The 16,008-nt window shown below is 71.4% G+C and carries 15 protein-coding genes; 9 read left to right on the top strand and 6 right to left on the bottom strand.

Annotated features, from left to right (window positions below):
* Nucleotides 1–138 precede the first annotated feature (138 nt).
* Genes ACFYP3_RS01710 through ACFYP3_RS01725 form a run of 4 tightly spaced genes read right to left on the bottom strand, consistent with a single transcriptional unit; the run spans nt 139 to nt 3,748 of the window.
* A complete protein-coding gene (locus ACFYP3_RS01710) occupies nt 139–831 on the bottom strand; it encodes a response regulator (protein ID WP_388825029.1) in 693 nt (230 codons plus the stop codon).
* Entirely contained in the window at nt 828–1,994 is a 1,167-nt protein-coding gene (locus ACFYP3_RS01715) for a sensor histidine kinase (RefSeq protein WP_388825032.1), read from the bottom strand. The genes ACFYP3_RS01710 and ACFYP3_RS01715 overlap by 4 nt, the downstream gene beginning before the upstream one ends.
* Entirely contained in the window at nt 1,991–2,686 is a 696-nt protein-coding gene (locus tag ACFYP3_RS01720; protein ID WP_388825035.1) for a glycerophosphodiester phosphodiesterase, read from the bottom strand. The genes ACFYP3_RS01715 and ACFYP3_RS01720 overlap by 4 nt, the downstream gene beginning before the upstream one ends.
* Before the next feature lie 36 nt (nt 2,687–2,722).
* Nucleotides 2,723–3,748 (bottom strand): adenosine deaminase, encoded by a 1,026-nt coding sequence (locus ACFYP3_RS01725; protein ID WP_388825038.1) that lies wholly within the window; start codon nt 3,746–3,748, stop codon nt 2,723–2,725.
* A gap of 110 nt (nt 3,749–3,858) precedes the next feature.
* On the opposite strand from ACFYP3_RS01725, the gene ACFYP3_RS01730 reads away from it, so the two are divergent.
* Nucleotides 3,859–4,548 carry a DUF4190 domain-containing protein gene (locus tag ACFYP3_RS01730; protein ID WP_388825041.1) on the top strand — a complete coding sequence of 230 codons (690 nt, stop codon included), beginning with the start codon at nt 3,859–3,861 and terminating at the stop codon, nt 4,546–4,548.
* A 426-nt stretch (nt 4,549–4,974) separates the two neighbouring features.
* Here the strand turns inward: ACFYP3_RS01730 and ACFYP3_RS01735 are convergent, their stop codons facing one another.
* Both ACFYP3_RS01735 and ACFYP3_RS01740 read right to left on the bottom strand, forming a co-directional pair.
* Entirely contained in the window at nt 4,975–5,427 is a 453-nt protein-coding gene (locus ACFYP3_RS01735; RefSeq protein WP_388825044.1) for an NUDIX hydrolase, read from the bottom strand.
* The gene (locus ACFYP3_RS01740; protein WP_388825047.1) at nt 5,424–5,978 is read right to left on the bottom strand and encodes an NADAR family protein; all 555 of its coding nucleotides are present in this window, start codon (nt 5,976–5,978) and stop codon (nt 5,424–5,426) included. Before ACFYP3_RS01740 ends, ACFYP3_RS01735 begins: the two co-directional genes overlap by 4 nt.
* Before the next feature lie 194 nt (nt 5,979–6,172).
* Here ACFYP3_RS01740 and ACFYP3_RS01745 point away from each other — a divergent pair, with 194 nt between their 5' ends.
* The 8 genes from ACFYP3_RS01745 to ACFYP3_RS01780 all read left to right on the top strand — a co-directional run bounded on the left by ACFYP3_RS01745 (nt 6,173) and on the right by ACFYP3_RS01780 (nt 15,979).
* Nucleotides 6,173–7,687, top strand: a complete 1,515-nt coding sequence (locus ACFYP3_RS01745) for a gamma-aminobutyraldehyde dehydrogenase (RefSeq protein ID WP_388825243.1) — start codon at nt 6,173–6,175, stop codon at nt 7,685–7,687.
* Nucleotides 7,688–7,734: 47 nt separating this feature from the next.
* A complete protein-coding gene (locus tag ACFYP3_RS01750; RefSeq protein WP_388825050.1) occupies nt 7,735–8,982 on the top strand; it encodes a spermidine/putrescine ABC transporter substrate-binding protein in 1,248 nt (415 codons plus the stop codon).
* Between the two features lie 64 nt (nt 8,983–9,046).
* A complete protein-coding gene (locus tag ACFYP3_RS01755; RefSeq protein ID WP_388825053.1) occupies nt 9,047–10,195 on the top strand; it encodes an ABC transporter ATP-binding protein in 1,149 nt (382 codons plus the stop codon).
* Nucleotides 10,192–11,130 carry an ABC transporter permease gene (locus tag ACFYP3_RS01760; protein WP_388825056.1) on the top strand — a complete coding sequence of 313 codons (939 nt, stop codon included), beginning with the start codon at nt 10,192–10,194 and terminating at the stop codon, nt 11,128–11,130. The genes ACFYP3_RS01755 and ACFYP3_RS01760 overlap by 4 nt, the downstream gene beginning before the upstream one ends.
* Nucleotides 11,130–11,936 (top strand): ABC transporter permease, encoded by an 807-nt coding sequence (locus ACFYP3_RS01765; protein WP_351288836.1) that lies wholly within the window; start codon nt 11,130–11,132, stop codon nt 11,934–11,936. The genes ACFYP3_RS01760 and ACFYP3_RS01765 overlap by 1 nt, the downstream gene beginning before the upstream one ends.
* 23 nt (nt 11,937–11,959) lie before the next feature.
* Nucleotides 11,960–13,378, top strand: a complete 1,419-nt coding sequence (locus ACFYP3_RS01770) for an NAD(P)/FAD-dependent oxidoreductase (protein ID WP_388825060.1) — start codon at nt 11,960–11,962, stop codon at nt 13,376–13,378.
* Between the two features lie 224 nt (nt 13,379–13,602).
* Nucleotides 13,603–14,091 carry a hypothetical protein gene (locus ACFYP3_RS01775; RefSeq protein WP_388825063.1) on the top strand — a complete coding sequence of 163 codons (489 nt, stop codon included), beginning with the start codon at nt 13,603–13,605 and terminating at the stop codon, nt 14,089–14,091.
* Between the two features lie 85 nt (nt 14,092–14,176).
* A complete protein-coding gene (locus tag ACFYP3_RS01780; protein ID WP_388825066.1) occupies nt 14,177–15,979 on the top strand; it encodes a chitinase in 1,803 nt (600 codons plus the stop codon).
* The last annotated feature ends 29 nt before the right edge of the window (nt 15,980–16,008 follow it).

The raw sequence follows: 16,008 nt of genomic DNA on the forward strand, positions 1-16,008 counted from the left end.
CCCCTGTGAGGTGACCGGGACCTTCCGCCCCGATGACCTCAATGCTGCAGGTCGAAGGGGTAGTTGCGGATCACCATCAAGAGGGGTCTTCACCGGTACGACAACTCACCTCCGGGAGGGAGGCGACACGCCGTCCCCTCACTCCCCGGAGGGAGAACCCGCCGGAGTACCCGCCGGAGTGCCCGCGGCGATCAGGCCCGTCTCGTAGGCGCAGATCACCGCCTGGATCCGGTCCCGCAGCCCCAGCTTCGCCAGCACGTTCCCCACATGCGACTTCACCGTGTGCTCGCTCACCACCAGCGCCGCCGCGATCTCCGCGTTCGACAGCCCCCGCCCCAGGTGCAGCAGCGTCTCCCGCTCCCGCGCCGTCAGCACCTCCAGCCGCTCCGCCGGAAGGGAGGGCCGCGCCGTCGCCGCCGTGTACTCCTCGATCAGCCGCCGCGCCACCGAGGGCGCCAGCAGGGACTCGCCCGCCGCCACCACCCGTACCGCGTGCACCAGATCGTCCCGCCGCACGTCCTTCAGCAGGAAGCCGCTCGCCCCGGCGTGCAGCGCCTCGTACACGTACGCGTCGGAATCGAAGGTCGTCAGCATCACCGTCCGGCACGCACTGCGCGCCGAGATCGCCCGGCACGCCTCGATCCCGTCCAGCACCGGCATGCGGATGTCCAGCAGCGCCACGTCGGGGGCGAGCCGGGCCACCGCCTCCACCGCCGCCGCGCCGTCCCCCACCTCCGCCACGACCTCGATGTCCTCCTGCACGTCCAGGATCAACGCGAACCCGCTGCGCACCAGCTCCTGGTCGTCGGCCACCACCACACGGATCGTCACGTCCCCACCTCCAGCGGCGAGGTTACAAGGACGACCTGCACCGAGAAGCCGCGCCCGTCCGGCCCCGGCCCCGTCCGCGCCGTCCCGCCGTGCGCCGCCGCCCGCTCGCGGATCCCGATCAGACCGTGCCCGCCCGAACCCGGCCCGGGGCCCCGGCCGTCGTCCGTCACCGACACGGTGAGCGTCCGCGCCCCGTACTCCAGCCGGACCTCCACCGCCGAGGCGCCGGAGTGCTTCACGACGTTCGTCAGCGCCTCCTGCACCACCCGGTGCACCGTCGCCTCCAGCGCGCCCGCGAGCTCGCGCACCTCGCCCGACCGCTCGTACGACACCCGGACCCCGCCGGCCCGCACCCGGTCCAGGAGCGCCGGCAGCGCCCCGATCCCGGGCTGCGGCGCCCGCGGAGCGCCCTCGTCCGTACGGAGCACCCCCAGCATCGTGCGCAGCTGCGCCATCGCGTCCCGGCCGGTCTCGGCGATCGCCTCGAAGGCCGCCTCGGCCCGGGCCGGCGCCCTGCGCACGGCCACCGGACCGGCCTCCGCCTGCACGATCATGATGCTGACCGCGTGCGAGAGGACGTCGTGCATCTCCCGTGCGATCCGGGCCCGTTCGCGCGCCGCCGCCTGCTCCGCCTCGATCCGGTTCGCCCGCTCCAGCTGGGCCGCCCGGTCCTCGACGGCCGCCGTGTACGCCTGCCGGGTCGCCTGCAGCCGGCCCAGCGCGACCGCCGCCCCGAAGACGAACAGCGCGAACAGCAGCTCCTTGGCCGTCGTGGTGTTGAGTGCCACGGAGCCCAGGATCGCCACCGTCACGACCATCCACATCACGAGCCGCACCTGCGGCGCGCAGATCAGCGCGATCGTGTAGGCGCAGATCAGCGCCGCGTACGGGAGCGGCTGCCCGGGGCCGTCCAGCGAGAGCCGGTACACCGACCCCGCCGCGATCACGCCGAACATCACCCACACCGGAGCCCGCCGGCGCCAGACCAGCGGGACGTTGACCAGAGTGGTCAGGAGGTACGCCGGCCAGTTCGCCGGCGATTCGAGCGGGTCCCGCGGCACGACGAACGGGATCGTCGTCGCCACCTGCACCAGCAGCATCAGACCCGCGTCCTGCCAGCGCGGATCGGCCCGCCGGACCCGTTCCGCCAGCTCGCGTATCACCGCCCGGACTCGGCCCGGACGGCCGCGAGCGCGCTCATCCGGTTCGTGGTGATGGAGTCGACCCCCGCCTTGACGAGCCGCTTCATCGCCCACTTGGTGTCCGCGGTCCAGGCCGAGACCAGCAGGCCGTCGCGGTGGAGCGCGTCCGTCAGCTCCCGGCTCACCAGCCCGAAGCGGTAGTTGAGCCAGCGCGGCGTCACCGCGTCGATCAGCACCCGCCGCGGCGGCGACAGCGTGGTCCACGTCAGCGCGATCTCGGCGTCCGGATCGGCGGCGCGGACCGCCAGCATGCTGTTCGGGCCCGCGCAGTAGTACGTCCGCTCGCGCGCGCCGCACTCGCGGACCAGGCCCACCACGTCGCGCACCGCCTCGGGAGAGGCACCCGGGAGGTCGAGCATCAGCCGCCCCGCGGCCGCCCCCGCGTCCGTCAGGGCGTCGCGCAGCGTGGGAACCCCGCCCTCCGTCAGCTCCTTGAGCTGGGGGGCCGTGACGTCGTCGAGGCGTAGGTCATGGCCCCACAACCGCTGGAGCGTCTCGTCGTGGAGCAGGACCGGCACCCCGTCACGGGTCAGCCGTACGTCGATCTCCACCGCGTCCGCCCCGCGGGCGAAGGCGGAGCGGATCGAGGGCAGGGTGTTCTCACGGACTCGGTAGGGATCGCCGCGGTGGCCGACGGCAGTCAGGGTGCGCATGGCCCCATTCTCCGTGCCGCGGAGGCCGATCGGACGTCAGCGCGCCAGCCATTCGGCGGTGTACGCGTCGATCTCCGCGGTGATCCGCGCCTTGCCGGCCGGGTCCAGGAAGGAGGCCTCGACGGCGTTCTTGGCGAGCTGCGCGAGACCGCGCTCGTCGAGTTCCAGGAGACGGGCGGCCACCGCGTACTCGTTGTTGAGGTCGGAACCGAACATCGGCGGGTCGTCGCTGTTGATGGTGACGAGCACGCCCGCCGCCACCATCTCCTTGACGGGGTGCTGGTCGAGGTCGGTGACCGCGCGGGTGGCGATGTTCGAGGTCGGGCAGACCTCCAGTGCGATGCGGTGCTCGGCGAGGTACGCGAGGAGCTCCGGGTCCTGCGTGGAGCTGGTGCCGTGGCCGATGCGCTCGGCGCCGAGCTCGCGGATGGCGTCCCAGACGGTCTCCGGGCCGGTGGTCTCGCCGGCGTGCGGCACGCTGTGCAGGCCCGCGGCGCGCGCCGCGTCGAAGTACGGCTTGAACTGCGGGCGCGGGACGCCGATCTCGGGGCCGCCCAGGCCGAAGGAGACCAGGCCTTCGGGGCGCAGGTCGACGGCGAGCCGGGCGGTCTCGGCGGCGGCTTCGAGGCCGGCCTCGCCGGGGATGTCGAAGCACCAGCACAGGATGACGCCCAGTTCGGCCTCGGCGGCCTTGCGGGCGTCCTCGATGGCCTCCATGAACGCCCGCTCGTCGATGCCGCGGCGGGTGGAGGAGTACGGGGTGATGGTCAGCTCGGCGTAGCGGATGTTCTGCCGGGCCATGTCACGGGCGACCTCGAAGGTGAGGGTGCGTACGTCGTCCGGGGTGCGGACCAGGTCGACGACCGACAGGTAGACCTCGATGAAGTGGGCGAAGTCGGTGAAGGTGAAGTAGTCGGCGAGGGCCTCGGGGTCGGTGGGGACCTTCGAGTCGGGGTGCCGGGAGGCGAGCTCGGCCACGATGCGCGGGGATGCCGAGCCGACGTGGTGGACGTGGAGTTCGGCCTTGGGCAGCCCCGCGATGAAGGGGTGCAGGTCGGTCATGGGGTTGCCTCCGGGAGGACACGGTTGCGGGCGGGTCGGGATTCATCGTAGGCAGGCCCGTGACTGTCGGTGGCAGCGCTTAGCATGGCTGTACGAGAGGGGGGCGCCGTATGAACGACAACAGTCCCGAGCCGGGCGACCCGTGGGCGCCGCCGGAGCGGCCCGCGGTGGACCTGGGCAAGCCGCAGGGCACGCAGGACGCCCACGGCACACCGGGCGTGTCGGGCCCGCCGTCCGTGCACGACCAGCCGACGCTCGCGGGAATGCCGGGGGACCAGCCGCCGCCGACCGCTCCGGCGCCGGAGCCTGCGGCCGCGCCGTTCGCGCCGCCGGCCGGCCCCGCGTCCGCGGCGTACGGATATCCCGTCCAGCCCGGCTACGGATACCCCGGCGACGCGGGCTACCCCGGCCCGCAGGGGTACCCGGGCTACCCGGGCCCGCAGGGGTACCCGGGCCACGGCCCCTACGCGCCGTACGGGCCGCAGCCCAGCAACGGCTTCGGCATAGCCGCGCTCGTCCTCGGCATCATCTCGGTCCTCGGCTGCTTCCTGAGCTTCGCGGGGGTGGCCATCGGGATCGCCGCGGTCGTCTTCGGCGCCCTCGGCAAGGGCAAGGCGAACCGCGGCGAGGCCGACAACGGCGGGATGGCGCTCGCGGGCATCATCCTCGGCGCGGTGGGCATCCTGCTGGGCGTGCTGGTGCTCCTGGCCGTGTTCGCCAGTGTCATGGACCTGGGGCCGATCGACGACTCCCCGTACGACAGCCCGTACGACAACTCCCAGGTCCACGAGAAGGTCTGACCAAGGCCCCGGGGGGCCAGGGAGACGATCCGGAAGGCTGCTTCGGTGCCGCCGCAGGACGCAGTCCACGCCCTGGCGGTCGAAGGCCCGTCGGTGGCGCCCGCGTCGGGCCGTGCCTTGACGTACTCGGCGGCGCCGACGAGGGAGGCGGTGCGCGTTCGCGTCCCCGCGGCATCCTCGACGGCGAGGGTGCGCACGGGCGCGGCGAAGCGGTCGTCGCGGGCCTCGCCGCTCTCGCACGCGGTGCGCTGCGCAACGGAGTTGGCGACGGCGAGCGGTAACGGCTCGGAGCGGGGATCGCGCAGGTGGCCGGGGCCGCCCCGGCCGGCGCGGGCCCGGCCCGCCTGCTGAGCTACACCGGCAGGGCGCCGGTGACGGGGCTCGAACCCCCGCCCGCCCGATCATGAGTCGAAGCAGGGCTCGCCTTCACACCCGGCGAAGATCATGGGAGGCGGCGGGGCCGGGATCCACCACGCAATGACTGAGCAGCGTCGGCACCATGACCGACGCGCCGTCCGTGCCGCGCGAGAGCGGGACCCAGATCAGCCCGACCATCCGCGGGCAGTCGCACTCCAGGTCGGCGTCGACGCCGAGGACCGGCTCCTCGGGCGCCACGTCCACGCGGAAGCAGGAGGTCCGGCCCGAGGGGTAGGGCGCTTCGTACGCGTACCGCACGCCCAGGGCGCGCAGGCCGGTCTCCTCGGCCACCTCGCGCCGGACCGCCTCCTCGGGCTCCTCGCCGGCCTCCAGGCCGCCGCCGGGCAGGGTCCAGTACTCCGGCCCGTCGTGCCGCCCCGTGGCCCCGATGCCGCGCTCGCGCACCATCAGCACGCAGCCGTCGCGGACGATGATCGCGGCGACCCGGCGCCGCTCCGTCACGCGCCGTCCCCGCGCAGTCGCTCCCGGGCCTCCATCAGGGCGAAGCCCAGCAGGTTCAGCCCGCGCCAGCGCGCCGGGTCCAGCGCGCGCTGGTCGTCGGCGGCCAGTCCGATGCCCCAGATCCGGTCCATCGGGCTCGCCTCCACCAGCACCCGGCTCCCGGTGCCCAGCAGGTACGAGCGCAGCGCCGGGTCGGAGCCGAACTTGTGCACGCTGCCCTCCACGACCAGGGCGAAGCGCTCCCGCTCCCATATCGCGTTGTCGAAGCCGCGCACGAGCCGCCCGGCCTTCTTCGCCTCCGCCGGGCTCTTCGCCGCCAGCGCGGCCCGCTCCCCCTCGGCGTCCCCGAACAGCCGGGCCTTGCCCGCCATCATCCAGTGCTCGGCCGTGGCGTACCGGACGTCACCGACAGTGAAAGCCGAGGGCCACCACTGGCTCAGGCAGCTCGGACCCAGCCTGCCGTCGGGCAGCGGCCGGTGCCCCCAGAAGGGCAGGTACTTCACCCGTTCACCGCGGCTGACCTGCTTGATCAGGTCCTCGATCATCTCCATGCACGCGAGTCTGGCAGTCGCCACTGACACTTCGTACGGGATTTTCGGTGTGCCTCGACACATGGTCGACCGATTCCGTCGCGTAATCAAAAGGCAACAACGGAATCACTTGGCCGAGGGCACCACCTCTGTCAGGATCGGCACTCAATTCGAGCTGTAGCTCGAACTGTAGCTACGGAGAGCGTGAGAGCGTGATGGGCAACCGCTTCCAGGTCAAGGACCGCTTCGCAGAGGGCGCGCAGTACATCGACGGGCAGCTCAGGCCGGGCACCTCCGGACGGTCACACACGGTGGTCGATCCGGCGACCGGCGACGAGGTCCTCACCTACGAACTGGCGAGTACCGCGGACGTCGACGAGGCGGTCGCCGCCGCCAAGCGTGCCTTCCCGGCATGGTCCGGGGCCACCCCCGGCGAGCGTTCGGACGCCCTGCACCGGCTGGCCGCCGTACTGGCCGAGCAGGCGGAGGACTTCGCGTACGCCGAGTCCCTCCAGTGCGGCAAGCCGATCAAGCTGTCCACGGAGTTCGACGTGCCGGGGACCATCGACAACACGGCTTTCTTCGCGGGAGCCGCCCGCCACCTCCAGGGGCAGGCCGCCGGCGAGTACTCGGGCGACCACACCTCCTACGTGCGCCGTGAGGCCATCGGGGTCGTCGGCTCCATCGCACCCTGGAACTATCCGCTCCAGATGGCGGCCTGGAAGATCCTCCCGGCGATCGCCGCCGGCAACACGATCGTCCTCAAGCCCGCCGAGCTCACCCCGCTGACCTCGCTGATGTTCGCGCAGGCGGCCAAGGAGGCGGGCCTGCCCGACGGCGTGATCAACATCGTCACCGGCGCCGGCCGCGTCGCCGGCGAGCACCTGGTCGGCCACCCCGACGTGGTGATGACCTCCTTCACCGGCTCCACCGCCGTCGGCAAGCGGGTCGCGGAGATCGCCACGGCCACCGTCAAGCGGCTCCACCTGGAGCTCGGCGGCAAGGCCCCCTTCCTCGTCTTCGACGACGCGGACCTGGAGGCCGCCGCGCACGGCGCCGTCGCCGCCTCCCTCATCAACACCGGCCAGGACTGCACCGCCGCCACCCGCGCCTACGTGCAGCGCCCCCTCCACGACGCCTTCGTCGTCCGGGTGGCCGAGCTGATGGAGACCGTCCGCCTCGGCGACCCGTTCGCGCCCACCACCGACCTCGGACCGCTGGTCTCGCACGCCCAGCGCGACCGGGTCGCCGGCTTCGTCGAGCGGGCCCGCGGCTACGCCACCGTCGTCACCGGCGGCGAGATCCCGGCGGGCGAGCTGGCCGACGGCGCCTACTACCGGCCCACCCTCATCTCCGGCGCCGCCCAGGACAGCGAGGTGGTCCAGTCCGAGATCTTCGGCCCGGTCCTCGTGGTCCTGCCCTTCGACACCGACGACGAGGGCATCGCGCTGGCCAACGACACCCCGTACGGACTCGCGGCCTCCGCCTGGAGCCGCGACCTCTACCGGGCGAACCGCGCCACCCGTGAGATCCAGGCGGGCTGCGTCTGGGTCAACGACCACATCCCGATCATCAGCGAGATGCCCCACGGGGGCTACAAGGCGAGCGGCTTCGGAAAGGACATGTCCGCCTACTCCTTCGAGGAGTACACGCAGGTCAAGCACGTGATGTACGACAACACCGCGGTGGCCGCGAAGGACTGGCACCGCACGATCTTCGGGGACCGATAAGAAACCACCGCCCGACCAGCGGTACACCTCCCGAAAGGGCACAGCGCATGGAGCAGTTCGAGCCCCGCCTCTCGGCGGCGCAACTCGCCGCGATGCGGCGCAGCCTCACCAGTGGCCGCGGCGCCCTCACCCGCCGCTCACTGCTGCGCGCCTCCGGTGTCGGGGCGCTCACCCTCGGCGGCTTGGCCACCCTCGCCGGGTGCGGCATCCCGCCCGCCAAGCGCGCGGGCGACGCGGCGGTGGCCTCCGACGACCACTCGGCCCAGGAGAAGGAGATCAACTTCTCGAACTGGACCGAGTACATGGACACCAGCGAGGACGAGAAGTCCCGTCCCACACTGGAGGAGTTCACCAAGCGGACCGGGATCAACGTCAAGTACACCGAGGACATCAACGACAACGTCGAGTTCTTCGGCAAGATCAGACCGCAGCTCGCGGCCGGCCAGGACACCGGCCGCGACCTGATCGTCGTCACCGACTGGCTCGCCGCCCGCATCATCCGGCTCGGCTGGGCACAGCGGCTGGACCCCTCGCACCTGCCGCACGCCTACGCCAACCTGATCCCGCAGTTCCGCACCCCGGACTGGGACCCGGGACGGGCGTACAGCTATCCCTGGACCGGCATCGACACCGTCATCGCCTACAACGAGAAGGCGACGGGCGGCAAGAAGGTCGACTCCGTCACCCAGCTCCTCGACGACCCCACCCTCAAGGGCCGCGTCGGCTTCCTCACCGAGATGCGCGACAGCGTCGGCATGACCCTGCTCGACCAGGGCAAGAACCCCGCCGACTTCACCACCGCGGACTTCGACGGGGCGATCGGCCGCCTCCAGAAGGGCGTGGACACCAAGCAGATCCGCCGTTTCACCGGCAACGACTACACGGCGGACCTCGACAAGGGCGACCTCGCCGCCTGTCTCGCCTGGGCCGGCGACGTCATCCAGCTGCAGGCCGGCAACCCGGACATCAAGTACGCGATCCCCGCCCCCGGGTACATCACCTCCAGCGACAACCTCCTCGTCCCCGCCCAGGCCCGGCACAAGGCCAACGCGGAGAAGCTCATCGACTACTACTACGAGCCCGCGGTCGCCGCCCAGCTGGCCGCCTTCATCAGCTACGTCTGCCCGGTCGACGGCGTCAAGGACGAGCTGGCCAAGATCGATCCCGAACTCGCGGACAACCCCCTGATCGTCCCGGACCAGGCGATGGCCGCCAAGGCCCACGCCTTCCGCTCCCTCACCAGCGAGGAAGAGACCGCGTACGAAGAGAAGTTCGCCAAGCTCATCGGCGCGTAGCCGTCCGCGCCCCGCCGCGAACCCTCCCTTGCCCGCTCCGCCCACCCACCCCCGGGACCCATCCATGACTGACAAGACCGCGGGCGGCGACGTCCGCCTCTCCGGGATCAGCAAGCACTACGGCACCTTCACCGCCGTGCACCCGCTGGATCTCACCATCCCCCAGGGCTCCTTCTTCGCCCTGCTCGGCGCCTCCGGCTGCGGGAAGACCACCACCCTGCGCATGATCGCCGGCCTGGAGGAGCCCTCCACCGGCACGGTCCACCTCGGCGAGCGGGAGGTCACCGACCTGCCGCCGTACAAGCGCCCGGTCAACACGGTCTTCCAGAGCTACGCGCTGTTCCCGCACCTGAACATCTACGAGAACATCGCCTTCGGACTGCGCCGCCGCGGCATCAAGTCGGTCAAGAAGCAGGTCGACGAGATGCTGGAGCTGGTCCAGCTCGGTCAGTTCGCCCAGCGCAAGCCGCACCAGCTCTCCGGCGGCCAGCAGCAGCGCGTCGCCGTCGCCCGCGCGCTGATCAACCACCCGCAGGTGCTGCTCCTCGACGAGCCGCTCGGCGCCCTCGACCTCAAGCTGCGCCGCCAGATGCAGCTGGAGCTCAAGCGGATCCAGACCGAGGTCGGCATCACCTTCGTGCACGTCACGCACGACCAGGAGGAGGCCATGACCATGGCCGACACGGTCGCCGTGATGAACGGCGGCCGCGTCGAGCAGCTGGGCGCCCCCGCCGAGCTGTACGAGAACCCGGGCACCACCTTCGTCGCCAACTTCCTCGGCACCTCGAACCTCATCGAGGCGAACGTGGAGTCCGCCGGGTCCGACGTGGTCGTCTCGGCCTCCGGCACCACGCTCCGGCTGCCCGCCGCCCGATGTTCGACCACGCCCCGCGCCGGCGGGAAGCTGCTGGTCGGCGTGCGCCCGGAGAAGATCTCCCTGGCCCTGGCGTCGGACGAGCACACCATCGAGAGCGGCCGCAACAAGGTCGCCGGCAAGATAGCCGACTCCTCCTTCATCGGAGTCTCCACCCAGTTCGTCATCGACAGCCGGGTCTGCCCCGAGCTGGAGGTGTACGCGCAGAACATCGAGCGCGACGCCCGCCTGGTCCCGGGCGCCGACGTGATCCTGCACTGGAACCCGGAGCACACCTTCGGCCTCGACGCCGCCCAGGACATCGACGCGGGCATCGAAACCGTCGAGGAGAGCGCATGACCGGCCCCGCCGTCGACACGGCGCCGCCCCAGGCGCCCGCCGCCGCCGAACCCCCGGTGCACAAGCCGTCCGTGCGCAAGCGGCTGATCCCGTACTGGCTGTTGCTCCCCGGCATCCTGTGGCTGCTGGTGTTCTTCGTACTGCCGATGGTCTACCAGGCCTCCACCTCGGTGCAGACCGGCTCCCTCGAAGAGGGCTTCCAGGTCACCTGGCACTTCGGGACCTACTGGGACGCCTTCACCGAGTACTACCCGCAGTTCCTGCGCTCCCTGCTCTACGCCGGCACCGCGACCGCGCTGTGCCTGCTGCTCGGGTATCCGCTGGCCTACCTGATCGCCTTCAAGGCGGGCCGCTGGCGCAACCTCCTGCTGGTCCTGGTGATCGCGCCCTTCTTCACCAGCTTCCTGATCCGCACGCTGGCCTGGAAGACGATCCTGGCCGACGGCGGCCCGGTGGTCGCCGTCCTCAACGACATCGGCTTCCTCGACGTCACCAGCTGGCTCGGCATGACCGAGGGGGACCGGGTGCTGGCCACGCCGCTCGCGGTCGTCTGCGGTCTGACGTACAACTTCCTCCCCTTCATGATCCTTCCGCTGTACTCCTCGCTGGAGCGCATCGACACCCGCCTCCACGAGGCGGCCGGGGACCTGTACGCCCACCCCGCCACGGTCTTCCGGAAGGTCACCTTCCCGCTCTCCATGCCGGGCGTGGTCTCCGGGACCCTGCTCACCTTCATCCCGGCGAGCGGCGACTACGTCAACGCCGAACTGCTCGGCTCCACGGACACCCGGATGATCGGCAACGTCATCCAGTCGCAGTACCTGCGGATCCTCGACTACCCGACGGCGGCCGCGCTGTCCTTCATCCTCATGGCCATCGTGCTGATCATGGTCACCATCTACATCCGCCGAGCGGGGACGGAGGACCTGGTCTGATGCGCAATCCCCTCACGTGGCTCCGCCGCAATCTGGTCGTCATCGCGGGCCTCGGCACGCTCGCGTACATGATCCTGCCGAACGTCGTCGTCACCGTCTTCTCCTTCAACAACCCCACCGGGCGGTTCAACTACGCCTGGCAGGAGTTCTCACTCGACGCGTGGAAGGACCCCTGCGGCGTCGCCGACATGTGCGGCTCGCTCTCGCTGTCGCTCCAGATCGCCCTGTGGTCCACCCTCGCCGCGACCGCCCTGGGCACGGCCATAGCCTTCGCGATGGTCCGCTACCGCTTCCGGGGGCGCGCCGCGGTCAACTCGCTGATCTTCCTGCCCATGGCCATGCCCGAGATCGTGATGGCGGCCTCGCTGCTCGCGCTCTTCCTCAACATGGGCATCCAGCTGGGGTTCTGGACGATCCTGATCGCCCACATCATGTTCTGCCTCAGCTTCGTCGTCGCCGCGGTCAAGGCGCGCGTCCTGTCCATGGACCCGCGACTGGAGGAGGCCGCCCGGGACCTCTACGCGGGCCCGGTGCAGACGTTCGTACGGGTCACCCTGCCGATCGCGGCCCCCGGCATCGCGGCGGGCGCGCTGCTCTCCTTCGCGCTGTCGTTCGACGACTTCATCATCACCAACTTCAACTCGGGCAACACCGTCACCTTCCCCATGTTCGTGTGGGGATCGGCCCAGCGCGGTACGCCCGTGCAGATCAACGTCATCGGCACGGCGATGTTCGTCATCGCGGTGCTGGTGGTCCTCGTCGGCCAGATGGTTGGCAACCGCCGCAAGAAGGCACAACCGAAGTAGACCCCTGTAGGGAGTTGGAAGCCATGGCCCCAGTCGCCATGCGTAGTGTTGCGAAATCCCTTTCCGAAGCGAAGCCGGTCTCGTACTGGCTGGACGACCCCGGCAAGCCCGCGCCACAGCCGGCGCTGACCGCGGACGAGCGCTGTGACCTGCTGGTCATCGGCGGCGGCTACAGCGGGCTGTGGACCGCGCTGCTCGCCAAGGAGCGCGACCCCGAGCGGGACGTCGTCCTCATCGAGAGCAAGGAGGCGGGCTGGGCCGCCTCCGGGCGCAACGGCGGTTTCTGCGCCGCCTCCCTCACCCACGGACTCGGCAACGGGATCGCCCGCTGGCCCGACGAGCTGGCCAAGCTGGAGGAACTCGGCGCCCGCAACCTCGACGCCATCGAGGAGGCCGTCGCCCGCTACGGCATCGACTGCGACTTCGAGCGGACCGGCGAGATCGACGTCGCCACCGAACCCCACCAGGTGGAGGAGCTGCGCGAGCTCCACGAGGAGGCGCAGCGCCTGGGCCTCGCCGGCAACTCCGAATGGCTGGACGCCGACGCCCTGCGCGCCGAGGTCGACTCGCCGACCTTCCTCGCGGGCCTCTGGGACCGCGACGGCGTCGCCATGCTCAACCCGGCGAAGCTGGCCTGGGGCCTCAAGCAGGCCTGCCTCGGCCTCGGCGTGCGGATCTACGAGAACACCCGCGGGCTGAAGATGTCAGCGGTCGGGACCGGGATGGCCGTCCAGACCCCCTACGGCACGATCCTCGCCCGCCGGGTCGCCCTGGGCACCAACATCTTCCCCTCGCTGGTCAGGCGGATCCGCCCCTTCACGGTGCCGGTCTACGACTACGCGCTGATGAGCGAGCCGCTGGACGAGGCCCAGCTCGCGGCGATCGGCTGGAAGAACCGGCAGGGGCTCGGCGACAGCGCCAACCAGTTCCACTACTTCCGGATCACCAAGGACCACCGGATCCTGTGGGGCGGCTACGACGCGGTCTACCCCTACCGGGGCAGGCTCGACTCCGAGTACGACCACCGCCCCGAAACGTACCTCAAGCTGGCGGAGCACTTCTTCACCGCCTTCCCGCAGCTGGAAGGGCTGAAGTTCAGCCACGCCTGGGGCGGCGCCATCGACACCTGCTCGCGCTTCTCGGCCTTCTTCGGCACGGCGCACTCCGGGAAGGTGGCGTACGCGGCCGGCTACACCGGGCTCGGCGTGGGTGCCACTCGCTTCGGCGCGGAGGTGATGCTCGACCTGCTGGACGGGCTCTCCACCGAGCGCACCCGGCTGGAGATGGTGAAGTCCAAGCCGATGCCGTTCCCGCCCGAGCCCTTCGCCTGGACCGGCATCACCCTCACGAAGTGGTCGCTGGCCCGCGCCGACCGCCGCGGCGGGCACCGCAACCTCTGGCTGCGCACGCTCGACCGCTTCGGTCTCGGCTTCGACAGCTGAACCGGCTGAACCAGCTGAACCAGCCGATCCAGCCGACCCCGACAGGTGGTCCCGGCGGCTGAACTTCTGCCGCCGAGCGCACGCGCCCCGGCGCACTCCGCCGGTCACCGTGTGACCCGATTCACCACCATGGAGTAACGAAACCCGCGTCATGGTCCCGCCCGGCCCCGCTCTCTCCCGGTGAGAACCCTTCACCGAGTCACGAGACGAACGGAGGCCGGGCGATGACGTTCCCGGGGGCCAAGACGGCAGTGGAGTGGCTGGTATCGGTGGCGCCGGACCCCGACGCCTGCCGGTGGGAGTGGGAGCGCAGCCCCCTCGGGGTCGTCCTGCTGCCCGCCGGCCGGCTGTGGGACGTGCTCATCCTGCCCGGGGACCTGGGGCAGCTGACCCTCGACGTACTGCGGCTCATCGTCGACCGGCCCGGCCCGGTGCTCGCCGACTTCGGTGACTGCCGTACGGGCTTCTTCGTGCCCGCGGGCACCGCGTCCCGCTGGATCGGCACGGGTGTGCGCGGAGCCGGGCGCGGGACCTGGATCGTCGTCCCCTACCCGGGCCGCGCCACCGGCGGGGTGCGCTGGGCCGTGCTCCCGGACGGGGAGGGGACCCTCACCGACCCGGCCGTGCTGGAGCTGGCGATGCACGAGGCGGCGGCGACGGTCGCGGCACCCGCCTCGGCGCCGGCCGGGGAGGGGGACGGTCGCACGTCTTGACAAGGGCATTGGTCTGGACCATCTTGGGCGCCGCTGTTCCCCGTTCCGCAGCCTGACTCCATCCCCCCATGCCCCGGAGGCAGTTGTGCGCAGAACCTGGTCCATCCTCACGGCCGCCGTCCTGGCGGCGGCCGCATTCCTCGCCGCGGGACCGCCCGCCGCGGCGGCCGACGCCGATCTCGTGCGCAACGGCGGCTTCGAGGCCGGCCTCGACGGCTGGAGCTGCTCGGCGGGCAGCGGAGCCGTCGTCACCACACCCGTCCACAGCGGAGGTTCCGCCCTCCGGGCCACCCCGGCCGGACAGGACAACGCCCGCTGCTCCCAGAGCGTCACCGTCAAGCCCGACTCCTCGTACACGCTGGCCGCCTGGGTGCAGGGCGCCTACGTCTACCTCGGCGCGAGCGGCACCGGCACCACCGACGTGTCGGCCTGGACGCAGACCCCGGGCGCGTGGAAGCAGCTCACCACCACCTTCCGGACCGGCCCCTCGACGACCTCGGTGACGGTCTACACCCACGGCTGGTACGGCCAGCCCGCCCACCTCACCGACGACGTCACCCTGATCGGCCCCGACCCCGGCGGCCCCGGCCAGCCCCAGCCCCCGGCCGCCCCCACCGGCCTGACGGCCACCGCCACCTCGTCGAGCTCGGTCTCCCTGAACTGGACGGCGGTACCCGGAGCCACCTCGTACGCCGTCCACCGGGACGGCGCCGCGCCGCTCTCCGTCGGCTCCGCCCCGGCGACCGTGACCGGCCTCGCCGCGTCCACGACGTACACCTTCCGGGTCAGCGCGGTGAACGCGGCGGGCGAGTCCCCGCAGAGCGCCCCCGCCTCCGTGACCACGACGGCCGGCGGCGGTGGCGGGGGAGGCCTGCCCGCGCACGCCCTGGTCGGCTACCTGCACGCGAGCTTCGCCAACGGCTCCGGCTACGTCCGGATGGCCGACGTGCCCGCCTCCTGGGACGTCGTCAACCTCGCCTTCGGCGAACCGACCTCGGTGACCTCCGGCGACATCCGCTTCCGGCTCTGCCCGGTCGCCGAGTGCCCGAACGTCGAATCCCCCGCCGAGTTCAAGGCCGCGATCAAGGCCAAGCAGGCCGCGGGCAAGAAGGTGCTCATCTCCATCGGCGGCCAGAACGGCCAAGTGCAGCTGGCGACCACCGCCGCCCGCGACACCTTCGTCTCCTCCGTCAGCAAGATCATCGACGAGTACGGCCTCGACGGCCTCGACATCGACTTCGAGGGCCACTCCCTCTCCCTGGCCACCGGGGACACCGACTTCCGGGCCCCCACCACGCCGGTGGTCGTGAACCTGATCTCGGCCCTGAAGACCCTCAAGGCCAAGTACGGCCAGGGCTTCGTCCTGACCATGGCCCCGGAGACCTTCTTCGTCCAGCTGGGATACCAGTACTACGGCTCCGGCCCCTGGGGCGGCCAGGACCCGCGCGCCGGCGCGTACCTCCCGGTCATCCACGCCCTGCGCGACGACCTCACCCTGCTCCACGTCCAGGACTACAACTCGGGCCCGATCATGGGCCTCGACAACCAGTACCACTCCATGGGCGGCGCGGACTTCCACATCGCCATGACCGACATGCTGCTCACCGGCTTCCCGGTCGCGGGCAACACGGCGCGGGTCTTCCCGCCGCTGCGCCCCGACCAGGTGGCCATCGGCCTCCCGGCCACCACCAACGCGGGCAACGGACACACCCCGCCCGCCGAGGTGACCAAGGCCCTGGACTGCCTGACGAAGAAGACGAACTGCGGGAGCTACCCGACCCACGGCACCTGGCCCGCCCTGCGCGGCCTGATGACCTGGTCGATCAACTGGGACCGCTTCGGCGGCTGGGAGTTCAGCCGCACCTTCGACGCCTACTTCGGCGGCTGACCCGGCGCGTCCGCCGCAACCGGGCCGGA

This window comes from Streptomyces sp. NPDC005533 (genome assembly GCF_042871845.1).
Taxonomy (GTDB): Bacteria; Actinomycetota; Actinomycetes; order Streptomycetales; family Streptomycetaceae; genus Streptomyces.